The organism is Burkholderia sp. 3C (assembly GCF_054589155.1).
This window is the reverse complement of sequence record NZ_BAAILN010000066.1, coordinates 92,979-115,804: the sequence shown is the minus strand read 5'-3', so window position 1 is coordinate 115,804 and position 22,826 is coordinate 92,979. Positions and strand designations below refer to the sequence as shown.

General features: G+C 69.0%; 23 protein-coding genes and 1 pseudogene. 16 read left to right on the top strand and 8 right to left on the bottom strand.

Annotated elements, in window-relative coordinates:
• Positions 1 to 220: pseudogene (locus ACYP33_RS10855) on the top strand (glycosyltransferase family 1 protein); the annotation flags it as partial.
• Positions 220 to 1,389 carry a glycosyltransferase family 4 protein gene (locus ACYP33_RS10850; RefSeq protein ID WP_414446941.1) on the top strand — a complete coding sequence of 390 codons (1,170 nt, stop codon included), beginning with the start codon at positions 220 to 222 and terminating at the stop codon, positions 1,387 to 1,389. The pseudogene ACYP33_RS10855 and the gene ACYP33_RS10850, both read left to right, overlap by 1 nt.
• Positions 1,390 to 1,407: 18 nt before the next feature.
• On the opposite strand, the gene ACYP33_RS10845 is transcribed toward ACYP33_RS10850, so the two are convergent.
• From ACYP33_RS10845 to ACYP33_RS10835, 3 genes are read right to left on the bottom strand one after another with little or no spacing between them, the layout of a single operon-like run.
• The gene (locus ACYP33_RS10845) at positions 1,408 to 2,160 is read right to left on the bottom strand and encodes a helix-turn-helix domain-containing protein (RefSeq protein WP_459621561.1); all 753 of its coding nucleotides are present in this window, start codon (positions 2,158 to 2,160) and stop codon (positions 1,408 to 1,410) included.
• A 50-nt stretch (positions 2,161 to 2,210) separates the two neighbouring features.
• Positions 2,211 to 2,552, bottom strand: a complete 342-nt coding sequence (locus ACYP33_RS10840) for an FKBP-type peptidyl-prolyl cis-trans isomerase (protein WP_414439878.1) — start codon at positions 2,550 to 2,552, stop codon at positions 2,211 to 2,213.
• A gap of 59 nt (positions 2,553 to 2,611) precedes the next feature.
• Complete coding sequence (locus tag ACYP33_RS10835) at positions 2,612 to 3,694, bottom strand: LacI family DNA-binding transcriptional regulator (RefSeq protein ID WP_459621559.1); 1,083 nt, start codon at positions 3,692 to 3,694, stop codon at positions 2,612 to 2,614.
• 188 nt (positions 3,695 to 3,882) lie between these two features.
• Between ACYP33_RS10835 and ACYP33_RS10830 the strand changes: the two genes are divergently transcribed.
• The 6 genes from ACYP33_RS10830 (at position 3,883) to ACYP33_RS10805 (ending at position 10,140) form a co-directional block, all read left to right on the top strand.
• Positions 3,883 to 4,875: a substrate-binding domain-containing protein gene (locus ACYP33_RS10830; RefSeq protein WP_414446944.1), complete on the top strand. Its 993-nt coding sequence runs from the start codon at positions 3,883 to 3,885 to the stop codon at positions 4,873 to 4,875.
• Between the two features lie 68 nt (positions 4,876 to 4,943).
• On the top strand, positions 4,944 to 6,479 hold the full coding sequence (locus tag ACYP33_RS10825) for a sugar ABC transporter ATP-binding protein (protein WP_459621557.1): 1,536 nt from the start codon (positions 4,944 to 4,946) through the stop codon (positions 6,477 to 6,479).
• Positions 6,472 to 7,488, top strand: coding sequence for an ABC transporter permease (locus ACYP33_RS10820; RefSeq protein ID WP_414446946.1), 1,017 nt, complete (start codon positions 6,472 to 6,474; stop codon positions 7,486 to 7,488). The genes ACYP33_RS10825 and ACYP33_RS10820 overlap by 8 nt, the downstream gene beginning before the upstream one ends.
• Positions 7,485 to 8,549: an ABC transporter permease gene (locus ACYP33_RS10815; protein WP_459621555.1), complete on the top strand. Its 1,065-nt coding sequence runs from the start codon at positions 7,485 to 7,487 to the stop codon at positions 8,547 to 8,549. Before ACYP33_RS10820 ends, ACYP33_RS10815 begins: the two co-directional genes overlap by 4 nt.
• Positions 8,546 to 9,439 carry a sugar phosphate isomerase/epimerase family protein gene (locus tag ACYP33_RS10810; RefSeq protein ID WP_459621553.1) on the top strand — a complete coding sequence of 298 codons (894 nt, stop codon included), beginning with the start codon at positions 8,546 to 8,548 and terminating at the stop codon, positions 9,437 to 9,439. The genes ACYP33_RS10815 and ACYP33_RS10810 overlap by 4 nt, the downstream gene beginning before the upstream one ends.
• Positions 9,436 to 10,140 (top strand): AAA family ATPase, encoded by a 705-nt coding sequence (locus ACYP33_RS10805; RefSeq protein ID WP_459621551.1) that lies wholly within the window; start codon positions 9,436 to 9,438, stop codon positions 10,138 to 10,140. Before ACYP33_RS10810 ends, ACYP33_RS10805 begins: the two co-directional genes overlap by 4 nt.
• Here ACYP33_RS10805 and ACYP33_RS10800 read toward each other — a convergent pair.
• Positions 10,137 to 10,892, bottom strand: coding sequence for a response regulator (locus ACYP33_RS10800; protein ID WP_459621549.1), 756 nt, complete (start codon positions 10,890 to 10,892; stop codon positions 10,137 to 10,139). The two genes, ACYP33_RS10805 and ACYP33_RS10800, sit on opposite strands and share 4 nt — an antisense overlap.
• Complete coding sequence (locus ACYP33_RS10795) at positions 10,882 to 12,663, bottom strand: ATP-binding protein (RefSeq protein ID WP_459621548.1); 1,782 nt, start codon at positions 12,661 to 12,663, stop codon at positions 10,882 to 10,884. Before ACYP33_RS10795 ends, ACYP33_RS10800 begins: the two co-directional genes overlap by 11 nt.
• A 322-nt stretch (positions 12,664 to 12,985) precedes the next feature.
• On the opposite strand from ACYP33_RS10795, the gene ACYP33_RS10790 reads away from it, so the two are divergent.
• The 5 genes from ACYP33_RS10790 to ACYP33_RS10770 all read left to right on the top strand — a co-directional run bounded on the left by ACYP33_RS10790 (position 12,986) and on the right by ACYP33_RS10770 (position 17,169).
• Positions 12,986 to 13,723: a response regulator transcription factor gene (locus ACYP33_RS10790; RefSeq protein WP_414446951.1), complete on the top strand. Its 738-nt coding sequence runs from the start codon at positions 12,986 to 12,988 to the stop codon at positions 13,721 to 13,723.
• 327 nt (positions 13,724 to 14,050) lie between these two features.
• Positions 14,051 to 14,971, top strand: coding sequence for a metal-dependent hydrolase (locus ACYP33_RS10785; protein ID WP_414439867.1), 921 nt, complete (start codon positions 14,051 to 14,053; stop codon positions 14,969 to 14,971).
• 323 nt (positions 14,972 to 15,294) lie between these two features.
• The gene (locus ACYP33_RS10780) at positions 15,295 to 15,720 is read left to right on the top strand and encodes an MbcA/ParS/Xre antitoxin family protein (protein WP_414439866.1); all 426 of its coding nucleotides are present in this window, start codon (positions 15,295 to 15,297) and stop codon (positions 15,718 to 15,720) included.
• On the top strand, positions 15,711 to 16,418 hold the full coding sequence (locus ACYP33_RS10775) for an RES family NAD+ phosphorylase (protein ID WP_414449158.1): 708 nt from the start codon (positions 15,711 to 15,713) through the stop codon (positions 16,416 to 16,418). The genes ACYP33_RS10780 and ACYP33_RS10775 overlap by 10 nt, the downstream gene beginning before the upstream one ends.
• A 94-nt stretch (positions 16,419 to 16,512) precedes the next feature.
• Positions 16,513 to 17,169, top strand: a complete 657-nt coding sequence (locus ACYP33_RS10770; RefSeq protein WP_414446952.1) for a DUF1345 domain-containing protein — start codon at positions 16,513 to 16,515, stop codon at positions 17,167 to 17,169.
• 45 nt (positions 17,170 to 17,214) lie between these two features.
• Here the strand turns inward: ACYP33_RS10770 and ACYP33_RS10765 are convergent, their stop codons facing one another.
• Complete coding sequence (locus ACYP33_RS10765) at positions 17,215 to 17,886, bottom strand: glutathione S-transferase family protein (protein WP_414439864.1); 672 nt, start codon at positions 17,884 to 17,886, stop codon at positions 17,215 to 17,217.
• A gap of 150 nt (positions 17,887 to 18,036) precedes the next feature.
• On the opposite strand from ACYP33_RS10765, the gene ACYP33_RS10760 reads away from it, so the two are divergent.
• Positions 18,037 to 18,444, top strand: a complete 408-nt coding sequence (locus ACYP33_RS10760; protein WP_459621922.1) for a VOC family protein — start codon at positions 18,037 to 18,039, stop codon at positions 18,442 to 18,444.
• A 215-nt stretch (positions 18,445 to 18,659) separates the two neighbouring features.
• A complete protein-coding gene (locus tag ACYP33_RS10755; protein ID WP_459621544.1) occupies positions 18,660 to 20,297 on the top strand; it encodes a DUF3459 domain-containing protein in 1,638 nt (545 codons plus the stop codon).
• 42 nt (positions 20,298 to 20,339) lie between these two features.
• Here the strand turns inward: ACYP33_RS10755 and ACYP33_RS10750 are convergent, their stop codons facing one another.
• Positions 20,340 to 20,951, bottom strand: a complete 612-nt coding sequence (locus ACYP33_RS10750; protein ID WP_459621542.1) for a thiamine phosphate synthase — start codon at positions 20,949 to 20,951, stop codon at positions 20,340 to 20,342.
• Positions 20,938 to 21,855, bottom strand: a complete 918-nt coding sequence (locus ACYP33_RS10745; protein WP_459621540.1) for a LysR substrate-binding domain-containing protein — start codon at positions 21,853 to 21,855, stop codon at positions 20,938 to 20,940. The genes ACYP33_RS10750 and ACYP33_RS10745 overlap by 14 nt, the downstream gene beginning before the upstream one ends.
• Before the next feature lie 105 nt (positions 21,856 to 21,960).
• On the opposite strand from ACYP33_RS10745, the gene ACYP33_RS10740 reads away from it, so the two are divergent.
• Positions 21,961 to 22,826 (top strand): NAD-dependent epimerase/dehydratase family protein (locus ACYP33_RS10740; protein ID WP_459621538.1); only part of this gene is annotated, 866 nt, incomplete at its 3' end.

The window sequence follows — 22,826 nt, the reverse complement described above, 5'->3', positions numbered from 1 at the left end:
CGAGCGCTGCCGCGAGATGGGCGCCGCCGCGCGCACGCTGATGAACGACTTCGGCTGGTCGCAGATGGGCGCGCAATACCTGGCGCTGTACCGCCAACTGAATTCCCTGTCCCAACCGTCCGCGCTCGGCGGGCCGGCCACGGCCGCCGTGCCGGCGGCCAGCCCGCGGCCCGCTCCCCGGCCCGGACCGGGACCCGTCCCCACGCAGGAGCCTTTGTAATGAGCACACTTCCCCAATCGACCGGCATCAAGTCGCTGCAGATCGGCATGCATTGGTTCCCCGAACGCGCCGGCGGCCTCGACCGCATGTACTACTCGCTGGTGGGCGCGCTGCCGGGCGCGGGCGTCGCGGTGCGCGGCGTGGTGGCCGGCTCGGGCCGCGTCGCGGCCGATACCGACGGCGCGATCCGCGGCTTCGGCCCGGCCTCGCAATCGCTGCCGCGCCGCATGATGGCCGCGCGCCGCGCGCTGCGCGAGGTGGTGAGCCGCGAGCGGCCCGACGTGGTGTCGTCGCACTTCGCGCTCTATACGTTCCCGGGGCTCGACGTCATGCGCGGCATTCCGCAGGTCTCGCATTTCCAGGGGCCGTGGGCCGACGAGAGCCAGGTGGAGGGCGCCGATTCGCTCGGCCAGCGCGCCAAGCGCTATCTCGAACAGACGGTGTACGCGCGCTCGTCGCGGCTGATCGTGCTGTCCAGCGCGTTCGCCGAGATCCTGACTTCGCGCTACGGCATTGCCCAGGACAAGGTGCGGATCGTGCCGGGCTGCGTGGACACCGCGCAGTTCGACCTGCCCATCACGCAGGCCGAGGCGCGCCAGAAGCTGCAACTGCCGCAGGGCCGGCCGATCATCCTGGCGGTGCGGCGGCTGGTGCGGCGCATGGGGCTGGAGGATCTGATCGCCGCCGTGGACGTGGTGCGCCGCCGTCATCCCGACGTGCTGCTGCTGATCGCCGGCAAGGGGCGGCTCGCCGAGGAACTGCAGCAGCGTATCGACGATGCCGGCCTGGAGGATCACGTGAAGCTGCTCGGCTTCGTGCCCGACGCGCATCTGGCCGCGCTGTATCGCGCGGCCACGCTCAGCGTGGTGCCGACCGTCGCGCTGGAAGGCTTCGGGCTGATCACCGTGGAATCGCTGGCTTCGGGCACGCCGGTGCTGGTCACGCCGGTGGGTGGCTTGCCGGAGGCCGTGTCGGGGCTGTCGCAGGAGCTGGTGCTGCGCGGCACGGGCGTGGAGGCGATCGCCGAGGGCGTGTCGGAGGCGCTGTCGGGCCAGCGCAAGCTGCCCGATTCGGATGAATGCCGCCGTTATGCGCGCGAGCATTTCGACAACGCGGTGATCGCGCGGCGCGTGGCGCGGGTGTATGACGAGGCGATTCGGTTGGGGTGAGGGGGGCCCCAGGGGGCTTCAATGCCGCCCGGCCCGCCATTGCCCCGGCGCGATGCCGAAGCGGCGCGTGAACGCGTGCGTGAGCGCGCTCTGATCGGCGAAGCCGACGTCGGCCGCGATGTCGGCCAGCGCGCGCCGTGGATCGGCGAGCAGCAGCACGGCCGTATCGAGCCGCAGCTTCAGCAGGTAGCGATGCGGTGTTTCGCCGAACGCTTCGACGAACACCTGATGGAAGCGCCGCAGGCCGAAGCCGCAATGCGCGGCCAGGTCGGCCACGCGCAGCGGTTCGGCGAGGCGCGCGCGCAACCAGCGGTCGATGCGAGCGAAATCGAGGCCGGCGGGGCTGCCGCCTGCCGTATCGCCGGGCGCACCGACCAGCGCGTCGCAAAGCCGTGCGGCAGCCTGCCATTGCACCGTGCGCGAGGTGCCCAGCGTATCGAGCGCGGCCAGCTCGTGCACCAGCGCGTCGAGCGCCGGCGCCACCGCAATCGGCCGGCCGCGTGCGAACAACCGCTCGGGCACCGCCAGCGAGGCCACCGGCAGGTCGAGCACCAACTGGCGATTCGGGCCGAGGCCCGCGTAATCGTGCCGTGCGCCGGCCGGAATCAGCCACGCGTGACGGCCGTCGACCCGCTCGGCCACGCCATCCACCGACATCACCATTTCGCCCGCCACACCGAGCACGACCTGATGGAAATCGTGCACGTCCGAGGCTTCGTCCACGCCGTAACGGCGCAGCGACAGCGAAGGGGCGGCGGGGCGGGCGGTCATGAGCGGGCGGGGGGCTTCAAGCTTCAGCGGGCCAAGCGGCGAAAACCGCCTCAGACCTTCAGCAGTTCCACTTCGAACACGAGCGTGGCGTTCGGCGGAATCACGCCGCCCGCGCCGCGCACGCCGTAGCCGAGTTGCGGCGGGATCGTCAGGCGGCGCGCACCGCCGACCTTCATGCCCTGGACGCCTTCGTCCCAGCCCTTGATGACCATGCCGCCGCCGAGCACGAACACGAACGGATCGTTGCGATCCTTGCTCGAATCGAACTTCTGGCCGTCGGTCAGCCAGCCGGTGTAGTGCACCGTGACGGATTGGCCTGCCTTGGCTTCGTCGCCGGTGCCTTCGGTCAGTTCTTCATACTTGAGACCGGAATCGGTGGTCACGACAGTCATCTGCTACTCCTGAAAGGAACGGGAAAAACGCTATTGTAGTCTGCCCCGCGCGGCCTTTCTCAGCGCTCCTGCGCGACGACGGACGGCTCCGCGTCGTGGGTGTCGAACCGCTCGCCGAAGCGCGTCGGCACGACGATCCTCGGATGCGGATGCACGCTGCCGCCACCGGCCGCGGCCGCGTCCACCAGCGCGAACGCCTCGCCCATCATGGTCTGCACGTCCTGCCGCAGCATCGTCACGTCGAACGGCAGATGCACGGCGAACGGATCCCAGTCGAAACAGCCCACCACGGCGCGCTGCCATTCGGGCAGCGGCAGATCGGCCGCGTATTGCACCAGCCCCTCGAACGCAGTGATCGAATTCATCAGCATGCCGGCCGGCAGGCGGCCGAGTTGCGCCACGCGCCGCGCGAGCGCTTCACGCGTGGCGGCCGGGCCGTAACCGCAGCAATCGATCGCGTCGGGCGCGGGCGGCGGCAGGCCGCGCGCGGCGAACGCGTCGCGAAAGCCGGCGATCCGCATCTCGGTGGCGTATTCGTGGGCGATGCCGCCGAGCAGCAGCAGCTCGTCGGGCGCCGCGCCGCGCGCCAGCATCTTGTCGAGCAGCATGTCGGTCAGCGTGCATGCGCCGCTGCGGTTGTCGGACACCACCGACGGCGCGCCGTCGCCGGGCAGGTCGAGGTTCACCGACGGCACGCCGGCATCGGCGCACAGCGCGTTGAGCGGCCCCGGATCGCGCACCCCGGCGATGAACAGCAGCTCCACGCGCTGCGACAGCAGGGTTTTCGTCACGCTCAGTTCGACCGCCGGATCGCGCTTGGTGCCCACCACGATCGGGCACAGCGCGCGGCCCTTGGCGCGTTCCTCGAAGGTTTCGGCCAGCCCCGCGAAGAAGCGGTTGCGGTAGTGCGGAATGATCATCCCGGCCAGGCCCGAGCGCGATAGCCGCAGGCCGCGCGCGCTCTGGTTGACGTGGTAGCCGAGCGTCTGCGCGCAATCGAGGATGCGCCGCGCGGTGTCCTCCTTGATCCGGTAACGGGCCCAGGTGCCGTTCAGCACCATGCTGACGGTGGAGGTGGACGCGCCGGTGGCCTTGGCGATGTCGTAGATGGTGGATTTCTTGCTGCTGGGCGTGGAGGTCATGAGTGAGGTCCCGCTGCGCGACTCGGCGGCGCTTATCAGGGTTTTCCTGTGCTTCCCGTCTTCGCTGAATGGATTCAGCATACACGAACTTTCTTTGCTGAATGGATTTAGCAGAGAAAACAAAATGTAATTCACGCCGCCGCCCGCGTCGGGCAAGCGCGGCCTTCACTTCACTCGATGGAGGAGACATGGCAAGGAACTGGATGCGCACGCTTTGCGCGGGTGCGGTTGCCCTGGCGCTGACGACGGGCCTCGCGCTCGCGTCGCCCGACAAGCCGGTGATCGGCGTGGTGGTGAAGGTCGGCGGGATTCCGTGGTTCAACGCGATGGAGGCGGGCATCAAGAAGCGCGCCGATCAGCTCGGCGTGAAGGCCTTCATGGTCGGCCCGACCAGCGCCGACCCGGCGCTGCAGGTGCGCGCGATCGAGGATCTGATCGCGCAGCACGTGGACGTGATCGGCGTGGTGCCGAACGACGCGCAGGTGCTGGAGCCGGTGCTGCAGCGGGCGCGCGCGGCCGGCATCAAGGTGATCACGCACGAATCGCCGCAGCAGAAGAACGCCGACTGGGATTTCGAACTCGCCTCGGCCAAGGGCTTCGGCGAGGCCTATGCGAAGCGGCTGGCCGACCTGACCGGCGGCAAGGGCGAATACGCGGTGTTCGTCGGCTCGCTGACGGTGCCGCTGCACAACGCCTGGGCCGACGCGGCGATCGCCTACCTGAAGGCGCACGACCCGGGCATGACGCTGGTGGGCGACCGCTACGGCGTGGCCGAGAACGTCGACGCCTCGCGGCAGACGGCGCTCGACCTGATGCGCGCCCATCCGAACCTGCGCGCGATCCTGGCGTTCGGCAGCCAGGGGCCGATCGGCGCGGCGCGCGCGGTGGCCGAGCGCCAGTTGAAGGGCAAGGTGATCGTGCTCGGGCCGTTCTCGCCGGGCCAGGGCCGCCGCCTCGTGCATGACGGCGTGCTGACGGGCGGCTACATGTGGAACCCGGAGCAGGCGGGCGAGGTGTTCGTGACGCTCGGCACGATGGTCGCGAAGGGCCAGCCGGTCAAGGACGGCATGACGATCCCCGGCCTTGGCGTGGTGCACCCGAGCGGCCACAACCTGATCGTCGACCAGCTCGTCGACCTGAACGACAAGACCGTCGACGATCTCGCCAAGCTCGGCCTCTGACCGTTCCCCGAGAGGCAGCGCGCGGCACTCGCGCGCTGCCCCCGGCTCACGCAAGGGAGATGTCTTCCATGATTCCCGCTTCCTCCGCGCCGGCCGCCGACCGGGCGCCGGCGCAGGCCCCCGCGCTGCTGCATCTCGAGAACATCTCGAAGACGTTCGGCGGCGTGAAGGCCTTGCAGCAGGTGCGTTTCGACGTGATGCCGGGCGAGGTGCTGTGCCTGGCCGGCGAGAACGGCTGCGGCAAGAGCACGCTGATCAAGATCGTCAGCGGCGTCTACCAACCCGAGCCCGGCGCGCAGATGCGCTTCGACGGCGAGCCGCTCGCCGCGCTCGATCCGGCCGCCGCGCGCCGGCTCGGCGTGCAGGTGATCTGGCAGGACCTGGCGCTGTTTCCCGAGATGACGGTGGCGGAGAACATCGCGTTCGAACAGAACCTCGGCGAGCGGCTGCGCTGGGTCGATTACGGCCGCATGCAGGCCGCCGCGCGCCGGATTCTCGAACGGCTCGGCGTGGCGCTCGATCTCGATCGCCCGGTGCGCAAGCTGTCCATCGCGCAGCGCCAGATCGTGGCGATCGCGCGGGCGCTGGTGGCCGAGGCGCGGCTGGTGTTCATGGACGAGCCCACCGCCTCGTTGAGCCACGCCGAAACCGAGGCGCTGCTGGCGATCGTGCGGCGGCTGTCGGCCGACGGCATCGCCGTGGTGTTCGTCAGCCACCGGCTGGCCGAGGTGCTCGATGTCTGCACGCGCGTGACGGTGATGCGCGACGGGCGCTACGTCGGCACCTATCCGACCGCCGGCATGACGCAAACTCGCCTGACCGAACTGATGACGGGCCGCACCTTCGATTACGCGGTGCGCAGCACCGATCTGTCGGCCGCGCCGGTGGTGCTGCGGGTGGCAGGGCTGTCGCGCGGGCGCGAATACGCCGGGCTCGATTTCACGATCCGGCGCGGTGAAATTCTCGGGCTGACCGGCCGCCTCGGCGCGGGCCGCACCGAGCTGGCGCTGTCGCTGTTCGGCATGACGCGGCCCGACGCGGGCACGGTGGAACTCGACGGCAAACGGCTCGCGCTGCGCTCGAACCGCGACGCGATTCGCGCCGGCATCGCCTACGTGTCGGAAGACCGCCTGCAACTGGGCCTGGTGCAGCCGCAATCGATCGCCGACAACACCGCGATCTCCGTGCTCGACGGCCTGCTCGACGCCACCCGGCTGATTTCCACGCGTCGTCGCGAGGCGCTGGTGCGCGACTGGGTCGCGAAGCTCGCCGTCAAGATCGGCCATCCCGACGATGCCGTCTCGACGCTGTCGGGCGGCAACCAGCAACGCGTGGTGCTGGCCAAGTGGCTCGCCACGCAACCGAAGGTGCTGATCCTCGATTCGCCGACGGTGGGCGTGGACGTGGGCGCGCGCGCCGGCATCTTCGCGATCATCCGCGAGCTGGCGCAGGCGGGGATGGCGATCCTGCTGATCTCGGACGAGATTCCCGAGGTCTATTTCAACGCCGACCGGATCCTGCACATGCGCGGCGGCCGCCTCGCGGCCGAATACGTGCCGGGCGAGGTTCCGATCGACACCATCGAGCGAGACGTCCATGCATGACCTGCTCCGCAAGACCGGCATCGGCTCGATCGAGGCGCTGCTGATCGCCGTGCTCGCCGTGATGGCGGCCGGCCTCGGCCTCACCACCTCGACGTTCCTGACGCTGTCCAACCTGTTCGACCTGCTGAACCAGAGCGCGGTCAACATCATCTTCGCGGTCGGCCTGCTGGTGGTGCTGATCGCGGGCGGCATCGACATCTCGTTCGCGGTGGGCGCGTCGGTCACGCAGTACCTGACCGCGCTCGCCGTGGCGCGGCTCGGCGGCGGCAACTGGGCGCTCGGCTTCGCGGCGGCGATGGGCTTCGGCTTCCTGCTCGGCGCGCTGAACGCGACCATCATCTACCGCTTCCGGATCGTCTCGATCGTGGTGACGATCGCCACCTTCAACCTGTTCTTCGGCGGGCTGATGTTCGTGACGGGCGGCGTGTCGATCTACGACCTGCCCGACTGGTGGATGAACCGCGTCGCGCTGCTGCAATGGCAGACGGCGAGCGGCGTGGCCACGCTCGCGCTGCCGGTGGCGGTGATGGCGGTGTGCGTGGCGGCCACCTGGTTCCTGTTGCGCCGCACGACTGCCGGCCGCCAGCTCTACGCGACCGGCGACAACCCGGAAGCGGCGCGGCGGGTGGGCATCCGGCTCGGCCGCATGCACTACCTCGCGTATGGCTGGCTCGGCATGATGAGCGGCATCGCCGGGCTGATGCAGGCGCACTACGTGCAGGAGGTGGTGCCGAACGCGATGTACGGCCGCGAGCTGGACGTGCTGGCCGCCGTGGTGCTCGGCGGCGCGCGGCTGGGCGGCGGGCGCGGCACGGTGCTCGGCGCGATCCTCGGCATCCTGCTGGTGTCGGTCACGGCCAACGGCCTGAACCTGCTCGGCATTTCCTCGTACGCCTACAAGATGATCGTGGGCGCGGTGATCCTCGCGGCGATCACGCTGTCGAGCGACGGCGTCGCGCGGCTGGTGGGCACGCGCTGGGCCGCACGTGGCGCAAAGGTGGGCTCATGAACACGTCATCCCGTTCATCCGGCTGGCGCGCCGCGTTCGCGGTGCCGGCCGACGTCGCCGGGCTGCTCGGCTTCCTGGCCGTGGTGGTGATCGCGTTGAGCATTGCCTCCGACCGCTTCATGACGTTCGGCACGTTCGAATCGATCGCGTTCCAGTTGCCCGAGCTGGGCCTGTTCACGCTGGCGATGCTGATGCCGCTGATTTCCGGCGGCTTCAATCTGGCCGTCACGTTCACGGCCAATATGGCCGGCCTGGCGATGGCCTGGGTGATCCAGTCGCACGGCGGCGCCGACGCGGGCCTCGGCATCGTGCTGCTCGGCATCGTCGCGGCGCTGGCCACCGGCGCGGCGGCCGGCGCGATGATCGGCGCGATCATCGCCTACACCGGCGCGAGCCCGATCCTGGTGTCGCTGTCCGCGATGATCTTCCTGCGCGGGCTCGGCGAATTCCTCACGCGCGGCGGCGATATTTCCGGCTTCCCGGCCTCGGTGCGCTATCTCGGCAACGGGCTGTGGCTCGGCGTGCCGGTGCCGCTGTGGATCTTCATCGGCTGCGCGCTGATCTGGCATGTCGTGATGACGCGCTCGCGGCTCGGCTTCGCCACCCGGATGGTCGGCTCGAACCTGGAAGCCACGCGCTATTCGGGCATCGCCACGGCGCGCGCGATCACGCGCATCTACATGCTGTCGGGCCTGATGTGCGGCGTCGCCGGCGTGGTGATGCTGTGCAGTTTCAATTCCGTGCGCGTCGGCCACGGCGAGGCGTTCCTGCTGATCTCGGTGCTGGCCTGCTTCCTGGGCCGCGTCGATCCGTTCGGCGGGTTCGGCCGCGTGGTGCCGGTGGTGATCGCCCTGGTGATCCTGCAGGTGATCGCCTCCGGCCTGAACCTGCTCGGCGCGAATCAGCATCTGGCCACGGCGTTGTGGGGCGCGTTCCTGCTCGCCGTGATGCTGGCCCGCTGGATCTGGGCGCACGGCGTCCTGCAACACCTGTTCCGCGAGCGCGCGCCCCGGCCGCCGGTGGCCGCGCCCGCACCCCGTCGACACAAGGAGAGCGAATGAACAAGCTGGGCGTACATGCACTGGTCTGGGAGGCCGGGTGGAGCCACGAGGAAGCCGCGCGCGCGATCGCGAACACGGCCGAAGTGGGTTTCGACTTCATCGAGATTCCGGCGCTGGACCCGGCCTCGATCGATACCGCGTTCACGCGGCGCGAACTGGAGCGCGCCGGCATCGGTTGCAGTTTCTCGCTGGGCCTCGACGCCGATTCGGACATCTCGAGCGGCGACCCGGAAAAGGCCGCGCGCGGCAAGCGCAAGCTGGAGGACGCGCTGCGCGTGGCGCGCGACTGCGGCGCGCGGCATGTCTGCGGTATTCTCTATTCCGCCTTCCAGAAGAACTTCGTGCCGACCACGCCGGCCGGCGTGGCGATGTCGGCCGAGATCATCGGGCAGGTGGCCGAAACCGCCGCGCAAAGCGGCATCATGCTCGGCCTCGAAGTGGTCAACCGCTACGAATCGAACGTGCTGAACACGGCGTCGCAAGGCGTCGAGATGTGCGAGCGGATCGGCCTGCCGAACGTGAAGGTCCATCTGGACACCTACCACATGAATATCGAGGAATCCGACGTGATGACGGCGATACGCGATACCGGCGCGCATCTCGGCTATTTCCATACCGGCGATTCGCATCGCGGCTATCTGGGCTCGGGCAGCATCGATTTTTCCGAGGTGTTCCGCGCGCTGGTGTTTTCGGGCTACACGGGGCCGATCACGTTCGAGAGTTTTTCGTCGCGCGTGGTCGGGCAGCCGCTCGAAGGCATTCTCGCGGTGTGGCGCAATCTCTGGGAAGACAGTCGCGACCTGGCCTCGCATGCGCTGCTGTACACGCGTGCGCAGTTGAAATCGGCGCAGGAAGCGCTCAAGCAGGCCGAGCGGAGCCGCCTGCCATGAGCGTGGCAGGCCAGCTTCACGGTCAGGGCGAGGGCGCGGCGCGCGAGGTGACGTTCGAGGCGCTGGCCGCCGCGTTGCGCGCGATGGATGCGGCGCACGCAGTGAACGATGCGGCCGGGCGCGGCGCGCGCCGCATCGTCGCCGTGGCCGGGCCGCCCGGCGCGGGCAAGAGCACGTTCGCCGCACGCTTGTGCGCGGCGTTGTGCGACGGCCGGCCGGGCCGTGCGGCCTTGCTCGCGATGGACGGCTACCACTACGACGACCGCGTGCTGAACGCGCGTGGTGACCGCCCGCGCAAGGGCGCGCCGCATACGTTCGACATCGACGGGCTGGCCGCGATGCTCGCGCGGTTGGCGGCCGACGACGGCCGCGAGATCGCCGTGCCGGTCTTCGATCGATCGGTCGAGATTGCCCGCGCCGGCGCGGAGATCATCGCGCCGGCCGCGCGCACGATCGTGGTGGAGGGCAATTACCTGCTGCTCGACGACCCGGCGTGGGCGCCGCTGCGCGGCTTCTTCGATGCGACCGTGATGCTCGAGGTGCCGCGCGCGGTGCTGGTGGAGCGCCTGTCGGCGCGCTGGCACGGCTACGGTATGGATGCCGATGCGATCCTCGCCAAGCTCGACGGCAACGACCTGCCGAACGTCGATCGCGTGCTGACCGGTTGCGTGCGCGCCGATTTCCGCGTGAAGAACGTCTAGCGCAGTGCGCCGCCGCCCGCCGCGTTCGCGTCGGGCTCGAACTGATACCCGACGCCGTAGATCGAGCGGATGTAGTCGTGCTCGGGCTGCACCGCCTGCAGCTTGCGGCGCAGGTTCTTCACATGGCTGTCGACGGTGCGGTCGGTCACGACGCGATGGTCGTCGTAGAGCCGCCGCAGCAGGAAATCGCGCGAATAGATGCGGCCCGGGTTCGCCACCAGCAGCGCGAGCAGGCGCAGCTCCACCGGCGTCAGGTGCAGGTTGCGGCCGTGCAGTTGCGCGAGGTGATGCTCGGGATCGATCGCGAACGGGCCGCCCGGGCCGCCGGGGCTTGCACCGGCTTCCTCGCCGGCCGGTTTCGGCCGGGCGGCCTGATCGATGCGGCGCAGGATCGCCTTCACGCGCGCCACCACCTCGCGCGGGCTGAACGGCTTGCAGACGTAGTCGTCGGCGCCCAGTTCGAGGCCGAGCAGGCGGTCGATCTCGTCGACGCGCGCCGTCAGGATGATCACCGGAATGATCGAGAAGCCGCGCAGGTCGCGGCAGATATCCAGGCCGCCGCGCCCCGGCAGCATCAGGTCGAGCAGCACCAGCGCCGGCTCGTGCGCCTGCACGTAAGGCACCACCTCGCGGCCGTCGGCCACGATCGCCGTGCCGAATCCTTCGGCATGCAGATAATCGGCGAGCAGGGCGGAGAGCTTCGGCTCGTCCTCGACGATCAGGATGGTCGGCCCGGGGCGGTCAGTGTTCATGGTCCGGCTTCAACGAGGGGAACAGCATCATGATCCAGAGGCCGCCGAGCGGCGAGCGGCGCGCCGCGATCGTACCGCCGTGCGCCTCGACGATATGCTTGCACAGCGCCAGGCCGAGGCCCGAGCCGCCGCTCTGGCGGCTGCGCGAGACGTCGACGCGGAACAGCCGGTCGAACACGTTCGCGAGCATCGCGTCGGGCACCGCCGGGTGCGAATCGAGCACGTCGATCTGCCATTGCTCGCCGCGCGCCGTGACGGCCACCTGCACGGCGCCATCCGGATCGGTATAGCGCAGCGAATTTTCCAGCAGGTTCTGCAGCAGTTGCGCGAGCCGGTGCGGGTCGCCCGACATCAGCGCCGGCCCGGCCGGCACCTTCGTGTCGAGCGCGATGCGCTTCGCGCCGAGCCGCTCGACGAACGATTCGGCGGTGATCTCCACCACGCGCGCCACATCCACCGGAATCATCTCGAACGACAGCGCGCCGATGTCGGCCAGCGATAGTTCGTGCAGGTCGTCGATCAGCTTGCTGAGGAGGGCGATCTCCGATTGCAGCGAGGCGAAGGTGGCGGCGTCGGGGCGGCGCACGCCGTCCTCCAGCGCTTCCACTTCGCCGCGCAGCACCGCGAGCGGCGTGCGCAACTCGTGCGAGATATCCGCGAAGAAGTCGCGCCGCGCGCGCTCGGCGGCGGCCAGCGAGGCGGCGAGCTTGTTGAAGTCCACCGCGAGCTGGCTCAGTTCGTCGCTGCCGCGCTCGGGCACGCGCACCGCGTACTGGCCCTCGGCAAGCCGATGGGTGGCGCGCACGATGCGGCGCACCGGTGCGAGGATCAGCCGCGCCAGCACCATCGCCACCAGTGCGGACAGGACGGCCGCCGCCACCACGATGACCCAGGTGGCGCGCGACTGCTGCATCTGGAAGCGCTGGTCGGCCGCGTAGAACAGCCCGCCGGGCTTGGCGATCGACAGCCAGCCGACCACCTTGCCGCCCGCGCGCAGCGCATGCAGCGGCGTGTCGGGCGGCGGCGGGTAGCCGACGAGGCGATGCCGCGCGGCGTCGAACAGCGCGATCGGCGGCAGGTGACGGAAGCCGGGCGGACGGTCGCGCCAGCCGTCGTACGGCATGCCGTAGCCGTCGCGGCGAGCGGCGTCGGCGGCGCTGCCGGAATGGTCGTCCCAGGGGGCGCGATGGCGGGGGATGTTGTCCGGGGCGGTGCTTGAGTTGGCGCTTGATACAGCGCTTGAGCCTGCATTTGAGCCGGCCGAGGCCTCGGCGTCGCGCTGCGCGCGCTCGTGGCGCCAGCGTGCGTCGCGGTCGCCCTGCGTACCGCGCTCGCCGCCCTCGGCATCCGATGCCGCGCCGTCCCACGACCCACGGCCGTGCCAGCGCCCGTCGCTGCCGCGTGGCGGGCGGCCGAAGCCGCCGTCGCGCCAGAACGGATCGCCGTCGCCGCGCGGTCCCGCACCGGGCAGATTGCCGTGCGCCCAGCCATCCGGCCCCATGCCGTCGTGCGGGAAGATCGGCGCGACCGAGCGCACGAACGCGGGCCACGCTTCGGGCGTGGCGGTGATGAAATCCCAGTTGCCGTGCGTCGCGTAGCGGCTTTCGAGCGCCTTCGTCACGCGTGCGACTTCCTCGTCGTCGCGGCCCACCAGATAGCGCACGAAGCCGTTCTCGAAGCTGTAGCGCATCGCTGCCCCCATCGCGACGGCAACGGCGACGCAGGTGACGAGGATCGCGAGGAACAGTTTCGAGGTGATGCCGACTTTCATACCGGGACAGGATGGCCAGGGGAGATGCCGCGCAGGGCGTAATGGAACGTAAAGGGCTTAAAGGGCTAAAGGGCTTAAAGGTCGGAGCGGTGCCGCGCGGTGGCCGGCTCGCCCGACGCCAGCGGCGGATTGTCCGTCCTTTGCGCGCGCTGCGTGCCGGTGCGCGGGCGGTTCCACATTTTCTCCTTAATTCCCCCATTTTTGATGCGCATTCTGTGCTTAGTCTCGGGGCATCGCGCATCGTCCCGGACGGCGGCGCGCGGCCGCGGCGCAGGCCAATGCCGCCCAGCCTCCGGATCGACGCCCATCTTGCGGATTGTCCATGAGCCTCAACGTCCTAGTCATCGAACCGAACGAAACCGTGCGCGACGCGATGCGCACGCATTTCAGCAAGCACCGGATGGAGATGTCCGTCTGGTATTCGGCCGCCACGCTGGTGGAGCGCGTCGAACGCGAGCGCCCGTCGGCGATCGTGATGCGCGCCGGCCCCGGCTATTCGGATACCTACGCATCGCTGCGTCAGTTGCGTGCGGCCGGCTATGACATGCCGGTGGTGCTGATCGGCGAGGAGCCCGACGTCAGCGACAAGGTGCTCGCGCTCGAATTCGGCGCCGACGATTTCCTGTCCGAGCCGCTGAACCTGCTCGAACTGTCCACCCGCATCCGCACCATCGTGCATCGCCCGGTCGGGGCGGCCGCGAACGTGATCCAGGTGCCGCGCCCGCGTGTGATCGGCCATATCGAGATCGATTTCGCCGCGCGGCGCGCCAGCAAGCGCGGCCGCGATCTCGGCCTGCGGCCCAGCGAGTTCGCGCTGCTCAAGGCCTTCGTCAACCATCCGCTGCAGGTGCTGTCGCGCGCCACGCTGCTGCAACTGTTGCAGGTCGGCGACGAATCGCGCTCGGAGCGTGGCCTCGACGTGCTGGTGTTCCGGTTGCGCGCGCTGATCGAGGACAACCGCGACCAGCCGCGCCATATCCAGACCATGCGCGGGCGCGGCTATATCTTCGTGCCGCCGCCCGAGGAACACGGCGCGATGGCTGGCGCCGTGGCCGCCTGAACGTTCGCCGTTTTCGCTTCGACCCCATCGACAACCCGCGCATCGCCGTCGTTTTTTGTCCTCATCCGAGGATTTTTCAAAGTTTTTTCGACGCCGCGCGGCGTGCCGCATCGTCTTCCTTCGTCATTCCTCAGACGTGCCCGGTTTCAAGCCGGGCGTGCGTTGCCGGCCCGGCGGGCCGCGCCGCGCGCGTCCGGTGTTTGGAAGCGCGCCACTAGCGCGGGGCTTGCGCGGCCGCGACACCTTCCCGTATCGTTACATCGTTCAATGTAATCATTCGGGGTGCGACGCATTCTGCGCCGCACGATCCGTCAAGGAGCGTCAGCGATGTCTCATCCGTCCGCAGCCGCCGTCGCGGCCGACATCATGCCCGTGCGCCGGGATCTGCACTTCACGCTGCCGGTCGAGCGCGCCAAGGATTGGCACGGCCAGGGGCCGGCCGTCACGCATTTCTTCAACGCGCTGTCGCTGCTGTTTCCGGCCGGCGAGCGTTTCTTCATGGATTCGGTGCGCAACTATCGCGACCGCATCGACGATCCGGTGCTCAAGCAGCAGGTGATCGGCTTCATCGGCCAGGAAGCGATGCACACGCGCGAGCACATCGAGTACAACGAGGCGCTGCAGGCCAACCGGCTGCCGGCCCGCAAGCTCGACCAGCGCATCTGGAAGGTGCTGGGCTGGATGAAGCGCGTCATGCCGCATTCGATGCAGCTCGCGCACACGGTGGCCGCCGAGCACTACACGGCGATGCTGGCCGGCCTGCTGCTCGACGATGCGTCGCGCATGGATGGCGCCGAGGCCGGCTACAAGCAGATGTGGATCTGGCATGCGCTGGAGGAAACCGAGCACAAGGCGGTGTCGTTCGACGTGTGGAACGCCGTCATGGAGCCGGGCGCGAAGCGCTACCTGATGCGCGTCGGCACGTACCTGATGACCACGCTGACGTTCTGGCCCACCGTGTTCCTGCTCCACACGCGGCTGATCCGCTCGGATCGCACCTCCGGCCAGCGCGTGCGCGGCATGTTGCGCGTGATCCAGTTCCTGTACGGCCCGCGTCACGGCGTGTTTCCGCGCATCGCGCGCGAATGGCTGAGTTTCTTCCGGCCGGGCTTCCATCCGTGGGATCACGACAATCGCCGCCATCTGGCGCGGGTGGCGCAGATCGTCGCCGAAAATGATGCACGACAGGCCGTACGCGGCGAGCCGCAGGTGTCGGCGGTGCGGCGGCGCTTGGGCGCGGTGGCGTGAAAGGCGGCCTGAAAAGCAGGCCGAACCGCGCGTAATCGGCGGGGGCGGAAAAGCAGCGGTGGCGACGTGCAAGCGTCGTCACCGTTTTTTATTGCCTTGGCGATTCGTCCGACATTTCGCCGCGCGGCCCTGATCGGATCGGCGCACGACGCGCGCGGTGACGGCCGTCATCGATGCGCTGCGACAATCGCCCGCGATGCCCCGCCAGCCCGCGTCCGGCGACGGTGCCGGCGGCCTGGACAGACGCCGTTCGGTATCGGACCCTTGCATTCATCCCGAAATAGACTAATCTTGTTAGTCAATTCACTTTGAGACTAACGGCCATGTCTCTACCCGCTTCGACCCCGCTTCCGGCCTCGCCGGCCATTCCCGAAGCCACCACCGCGCAGATGTCCGCCGCCGGCCTGCGCGCGTTCTTCAACATCGCGAACGACTGGGACCTGTCGACCGACGAGCAGATCGTGTTGCTCGGTTCGCCGGGCCGCTCGACGTTCTTCAAATGGAAGGCCTCGCCGCAAACGGCGCGGCTCGCGCGCGACACGCTCGAACGCCTGTCGCTGATGCTCGGCATCTACAAGGCCTTGCAGATCCTGCTGCCGCCCGAGGCGGCCGACGGCTGGGTCAAGCGCAAGAACGACGCCGCGCCGTTCAACGGCCGCCGCGCGCTCGACCGGATGCTGGCCGGCAACGTCAGCGACCTGGTGGCGGTGCGCCAGTATCTCGACGCCGTGCGGGGGGGCTGGGCGTGACATCAGCCGAACGATCGACCCGCTGGCCCGTTTCCACGCTCGATTGGGCGCCTGCCTACCGCATCATTCCCACCCGTTTTCCCGCCATCAACCTGTTCGACCGCGTGGCCTCGCCCGAGGATTTCGACGCGCTCTACGCGCTCGAGGCGATGACCAACGACCGCGTGCGCGCCGAGGTCGGCCAGCTCGATCTGGTGCCGTTCTCGGAGCGCCGTTTCGGCCCCGGCTACGGGCCGATCATGGCCGCGTTCACGCACCTGAACCCGCAGGGCAGCCGCTTCTCGGACGGCAGCTACGGCGTGTTCTACTGCGCGCGCTCGCGGCAGACGGCGATCGCCGAAACGCGCCATCACACCAGCCTGTTTCTCGCCGCCACCCGGCAAAAGCCGCTGCGCCAGCAGATGCGGCTCTACACGGTGGCCGCGCACGGGGAGGTGGCCGACATCCGCGCCTGGGATGCGCGCGATCCGGCCCTGCTCGACCGCACCGATTACTCGGCGGGCCGCGCGTTCGGCCGCATGGTGCGCGGCGCCGGTTTCGCGGGCCTGGCCTATCCGTCGGTGCGCGATCGCGGCGGCGAATGCCTGGCCGCGTTCCGCACCACGATGCTGCGCGATTGTCATCACGCGGCGTATCTCGAATACAACTGGAACGGCTCGGCGGTCGACGTCGTGTTCGAACTGAACCAGGTCGGTTGAGCTTGCCATCCGATCCCGCTTGATTCCGCTTGATCCTGCTTGATCCCTTTGCCCGGCGCGGTCGCGCCGTCCGTTTTCCTCTGAAGAGGTGTCGATGACGAACGTTCCGATGCTGGTGCGCAACCGGCCCCGCATGTGGGTGGCGCTGCTGCTTGGCGTGCTGGGCGCGGCGTGCCTGCCGATGGTGCACGGCCGCTTCCCGCGCGTGCTGGTGGGCTGGGACATCACCGTCTGGCTGTATCTGGCGATGATGTGGTGGCAGATGACGCGCGCGCATCACGACAAGGTGCAGGAGATCGCGAGGCGCGAGGACGAGAGCGCCACGACGGTGCTGACCATCATCTGCGTCGCGACGGTGGCGAGCGTGGCGGCGATCGCGGTGGAGCTGGCCAGCGCCAAGAGCGTGGGCCTGCGCGCCGGCATCGAGCACTACGCGGTGACGGGCGCGACGCTGTTCGGCGCGTGGTTTCTGATCCCGACCATCTTCACGCTGCATTACGCGCGGCTCTACTACCAGTCGCCCGAGAAGGCGCGCGCGCTGCAGTTTCCCGATCGCGACGTCGAGCCCGATTACTGGGATTTCCTGTATTTCTCGTTCACGATCGCGGTGGCCTCGCAAACCTCCGACGTGATGCTGAACAATCGATCGATCCGCCGCGCGGGGCTTGCGCAATCGATCCTGTCGTTCTACTTCAACATGGCGGTGCTCGGGCTGTCGATCAACGTCGCGGCGGGGCTGCTCGGCAGTTAGCGGCCCGTTTGTGGTCCGTATTGCGCGGCATGGTGCGGGGCGGCGTCAGCTCACCATGCCGTACGGGCCGCCGCGTTCGAGCGCGCGCTGGTAGGCCGGCCGCGCGTGGATTCGCTCCAGAAACGCGCGGATCGCCGGCAGTTGCGCCACTGTGTCGGCGCGCGAGGCGGCGGCTTCGAGCGGGAAGCTCATCTGCACGTCGGCGGCGCTGAACGCATCGCCGACGAACCAGCCGGTCGCACCGAGTTCCGCCTCGATATAACCGAGATGCAGCTTCAGTTGCGGATCGACGAAGCTCGATTGCAGCGTGGCCGCGATCTTGCGCGCGATCGGCTTGGCGAAGAACGGCATCGGCGCCTGCGCGATCCGCTGCGCGACCAGCTTCAGCAGCAGCGGCGGCATCGCCGAGCCTTCCGCGTAATGCAGCCAGTACCGGTAGCGCAGCCGCTCCGGCGTGCCGGGCGCGGGCGCGAAACGGCCCTCGCCGTAGCGATCGATCAGGTATTCGATGATGGCGCCCGATTCGGCCAGCGTCAGGCCGTCGTCGGTGATCACGGGCGATTTGCCGAGCGGGTGCACGGCGCGCAGTTCGGGCGGCGCGAGCATGGTGCGCGGGTCGCGCTGGTAGCGCTTCAGTTCGTAGGGCACGCCGAGTTCTTCGAGCAGCCAGAGCACGCGCTGCGAGCGCGAGTTGTTCAGATGATGGACGGTCAGCATGGGCCTGGGGAGTGGAGGCCGCCTTCCGCGCGGCGCGCGCCGCTCGCGGCGGCACCGGACGAGCGGACCGGAGCGCGGCGGCCGGGTTATTCTCGCGTGGGCGCCCGTCCATTGCGCCGATCCGACCGAGAAATCAAAAAAACCATGCCGATGCCGCTTCCGATGACCCGGGTGATTCTATACACGCACGACGTGCGCCAGTTGAAGGTTTTCTACCAAACGCATTTTGGCTTGCCGCTGCGCGAGGAGATCGACGGCGAGTGGGTGGTGCTCGATGCGGGCGGCGTGGAGATGGCGCTGCATCGCGTCGGCGAGGCGTATCGCGTCGATGGGGAAGGGGGCGCGGCGATGCGCACTCACGCGTCGAACGCGAAGTTCGTGTTTCGCGTGACGCACGACATCGAGGCCTTGCACGACGCGCTCGTGCGCGCCGGTGTGCCGATGCGCGGCGTCAAGCGCCATGCGGGCTTTCCGTATCGCCTCTGCGATGGCGCCGATCCCGAAGGCAACGTGTTCCAGTTGATGCAGGCCGACGCCGCCGAAACGGCGGCCGATTGAGGCTGGCGGTGGCGCCAATCCTTTGGCTCTCCTATCGAATCGCGGTAGCGAAATTCATGCCTCGACCTACTCTGCCGGGGTCGATTCGCATTTAAAAATTACGGACTCCGATGCTCGCTTCATCGGACGATTCAGCGCATACTGAGCCACTCCACCGCCCCGGCACGTAGTTTGCAGGTGCCGGATGCCTTCCGCACTCGCGAGGAGCGCATCACATGTCCGATTGTCCGCACGACCCTCACGCGCACCGCTATACGCACTGCCTGGCGTTCGGCGCGCAGCCCTGCAGCGAGAGCGCCGCCACGCTCCGCACCCACTTCCGCCTCTGGGCCCCCGTCAGCGCCGAAGTGCGCCTCGAATTCGGCATCGACGGCTCGGCCGAGCCCGCCATCGACATGGAACATGCCGGCCAGGGCTGGTTCGAGGCCTTCGCGCAATGCGGCCCCGGCACGCGCTATCGCTATCGGCTCGACGACACGCTGCTGATTCCCGATCCGGCCTCGCGCTCGCAGCCCGACGGCATCGGCGGCGCGAGCGAGGTGATCGATCCGCGCGAATTCGTGTGGCGCAATACGTTCTGGCGCGGGCGTCCGTGGGAGGAGATGGCGTTCTACGCGATCCAGCCCGGCGCGGTGGGCGGCTACGAAGCGGTGCGGCAACGCTTGCCGCAACTCGCGCGGCTCGGCGTGACCGCGCTCGAATTGCTGGCCTCGCCCGATGCGCTGCACGACGCGTTGCCGTTCGCGCCGGTGGCGGCCTACGGCGGCCCGAACGCGTTGAAGGCGCTGATCGACGACGCGCACGGCCTCGGTCTCGCGGTGCTGCTCGATCTCGACTACGCGCGCTTCGGCAATGGCCACGATGACCTGCAGCGCTACGCCGCGCCGTTCTACCAGTTGCGCGACGATCCGCAGCACGCGCCGCTCGCGCTCGAACACCCCGAGGTGTGCGATTTCTTCTGCGACAACGCGCTCTACTGGATCGAGGAATATCGCTGCGACGGCGTGCGCCTGCGCGACGCGGACCGCATCGACAATGCCGGCCTGCGCGAGATCGCCGATCGCGCACGCGCGGCCGTATCGAACGACCGGCTCGTGCATTTCGTGCTCGGCAGCCAGCGTCATCCGTCGCATCTGGGCGATACGCATTTCGATGCGCAATGGAACGAATCGGGCGAACGCGCGCTGCATCGTCTGACGGGGCGCGCCGCGCACCCGTATCGCGAGGCGATCTCGACGCGCCAGACCATCCACACGTTGGCGCGCGCGCTGACGGCCGGCGGCTCGGCCTATCAACGCGGCGACGAGCGCGGTGCGGCCGATGGCGCGTTGGCGATGACGTCGCTGGTGCTGTCCGACGGCGCGAGCCGCCCGTCGCCGGCCACGCGCCAGGCCGGGCTGGCCGCGTTGGCGCTGTCGCTGCTCACGCCGCAAATTCCGTTGATCTTCGCCGAGGCTGCGCCCGACGAGGCCAGCGAGCGTTTCATCCGCTCCGCGCTGGCCGTGCGCGCCAAGCTGATCGCGCCGCGGTTGGCCGACTCACGGCCGCAATCGGCCGATCTGCTGCAATTGGGCGATGGCAGCGAGGCCGATGCGTTGCTGGCCGTCTGGTCGCTCGGCGACGGTGAGGTATTGAGCCTCGCGCTGAACCTGTCGCCCGAGCCGCTGCCGTTCGAGCATGTGCCTGGCGGCACCGTGGTGTTCGAGACACCGCCTCGCGCGCGCGACACCGTGCTGCTCGGGCAGTTGCTGCCGTACTCGCTGATGGCCTGGCTGACGGGCGACGTCAACGGCTATGCGCTGACGCACGACACGCGCGTCTATCCGGTCGACGAGCAGGCCTGCGAGGCCTGAGCGTCGCGAGCCGGCGCTTGCTCGATGCAGGCGCCGGCTCGTTCAATCCCCTCCGAAACCCCGAATTCCCGCCACGCCGTGCGCGCCATGCGCGCGCGCTTGCGGCAGGTCGACTCGCGTCATGCCGCCGAGCGCATAGACGGCCATCGCATCACCATGAGGAAGGGCCGCCACGCACGCGGCGAAATGCGTCCAGCCCATCGCGGGCGCGCCCGGGTGCGTGAGCGTCGGCTTGACCGGCGACAGCGTGACGAGGTTCGCGCCGATCCGCTGCGCATGCAGCAGCGAGGCGCGGTCGTGGCACGCGGCGGACAGCAGCGCCGCCGCCGGCACCGGCCGCGCTTGCGTGGCCAATAGCGCGGCCTGGCTCAGATGCACGCCGTCGGCGCCCAGCGTGAGCGCGTCGCTTGGCGCGAGCGGGCCGTTGCAGATCACGCGCGCGTTCGCGCGATGGGCGTGCTCGATCACGCGCGCCGCCAACAATGCGAAGGATTCCGTATCGATCGATTTCACGCGCAGTTGCACGAGCGCGATGCCGCTGGCCAACGCCGCATCGAGCCGCGCGACGAACGCATCGAGATCGACCGTCGTGGCTGATGCCGGCTCGGGCGTGATCAGGTAGATGGGCGGCAGCGCGGCGTCAGAACTTGACATGCTGGCTCAGGAAATCGAGGAAGCCCTGCACGCGTCCGGTCAGCGCCGCGTGGCGATAGTAGACGGCGCTGATCGGCTGGCGGTAGCCGGTCATGTGTTCGGTCAGCACCGGCACCAGCCGGCCGGTCGCGATGTCGTCGGCGCTCATGAAATCCGACAGGCACGCGATGCCGAGCCCCGCGAGCGCGAGGTGCCGGATCGTCTCGCCGCTCGAGGCGGTGTGCGCGGGCTGGATCGTCACGCCGTCGTGGTTGTCCGCGCCGTTGCCATTGCCATTGCGGGCGCCGCGCCGCAGCGGCCAGCGGTTCAGCGTTTCGATGTCGCTGAAGCCAAGCGTGCGGTGCCGCGCGAGATCGGCCACGCTGCGCGGCGTGCCGTGTTCGGCCAGATAGGCCGGGCTCGCGAGAATATGCAGCGGCGCCGAGCCGAGCGGGCGCGCGTGCAGCGTCGAATCGGGCAGCGTGCCGATCCGGATCGCGATGTCGATGCGCTGTTCGATCAGGTCGACGAAACGTTCGTTGTTGGTCAGTTCGAGTTGGATATCGGGGTAGCGCGCCGTGAAGGCCGGCAGGTGCGGCACCATCGCATGCAGTACGAACGGCGTGGCCGCATCCACGCGCAGGCGACCGGCCGGCTTCACGCGGCCCAGCGAAACAGCGGTTTCCGCTTCCTCCACCGATTGCAGGATGTCGCGCGCGCGGGCCAGCAGCAGTTCGCCCTCGTCGGTCAGTTGCGAGCTGCGCGTGGTCCGGCGCAGCAGCGTCACGCCGAGCTTGCGTTCGAGCCGGTTCAGCGCGCGGCTCACGCCCGATACCGTCTGCCCCAGTTGCTCGGCCGCGGCCGTGATCGAGCCGCTGTCGATGATCGCGACGAAGGTCTGCAACTCTTCGGTCGAGGTTTTCATTGTTGATCCGGATTCAAGAATGACTTGAGGCTAACACGGTTTTTGCGGGCTTCGATTGCGGCCACACTCGCTGTCATTCCACGAATCGTTTGAGAGGAGTACGACATGAAGGTGTTCATCACGGGTGCGGGCGGTTTCATCGGCGGGTCGATCGCGGCAGGCCTCGCCGCCGACGGGCATCAGGTGGTCGGGCTGGTGCGGCGCGAGGCGCAGGCCGAGGAATTGCGCGCGATCGGCGTCGAGCCGCGCATCGGTTCGCTCGACGATCGCGCGCTGCTGATTCGCGAGGCGCAGGCGGCCGACGCCGTGATCAACGCGGCCGACAGCGACCATCGCGGCGCGGTCGAGGCGCTGATCGACGGCCTGCGCGATTCGGGCAAGGTGCTGCTGCATACGAGCGGATCGAGCATCGTCGGCGACGCGTCGGGCGGCGAGGGCAGCGATCGGATCTACGAGGAAGACAAGCTCCCCGAGCCGACCGCCGACAAGGCGGCGCGCGTGGCGATCGACACGCTGGTGTTGAGCGCGGCGCAGCACGGTATTCGCGCTGCCGTGCTCTGCAACACGCTGATCTACGGCCACGGGCTGGGCCTGCCGCGCGAGAGCGTGCAGTTGCCGCGCCTGATTCGCCAGGCGCAAAAGAGCGGCGTGGTGCGCCACGTCGGCCCGGGCCGCAACATCTGGTCGAACGTGCATATCGACGACGTGGTCGCGCTCTACAAGCTTGCGCTCGAACGCACGCCGGCCGAGGGCACGTTCTACTTCGTCGAAAGCGGCGAGGCGGCGTTCGGCGAGATGTCGGCCGCGATCGCGAAGGCGATGGGCCTGGGCGCGGCGCAGGATTGGCCGCTCGAGGATGCCGAGGCGGAGTGGGGCTACGAGATGGCGAACTACGGGCTCGGCTCGAACAGCCGCGTGCGCGGCGAGCGCGCCCGGCGCCTGCTCGGCTGGCAGCCGAAGCATCGCTCGGT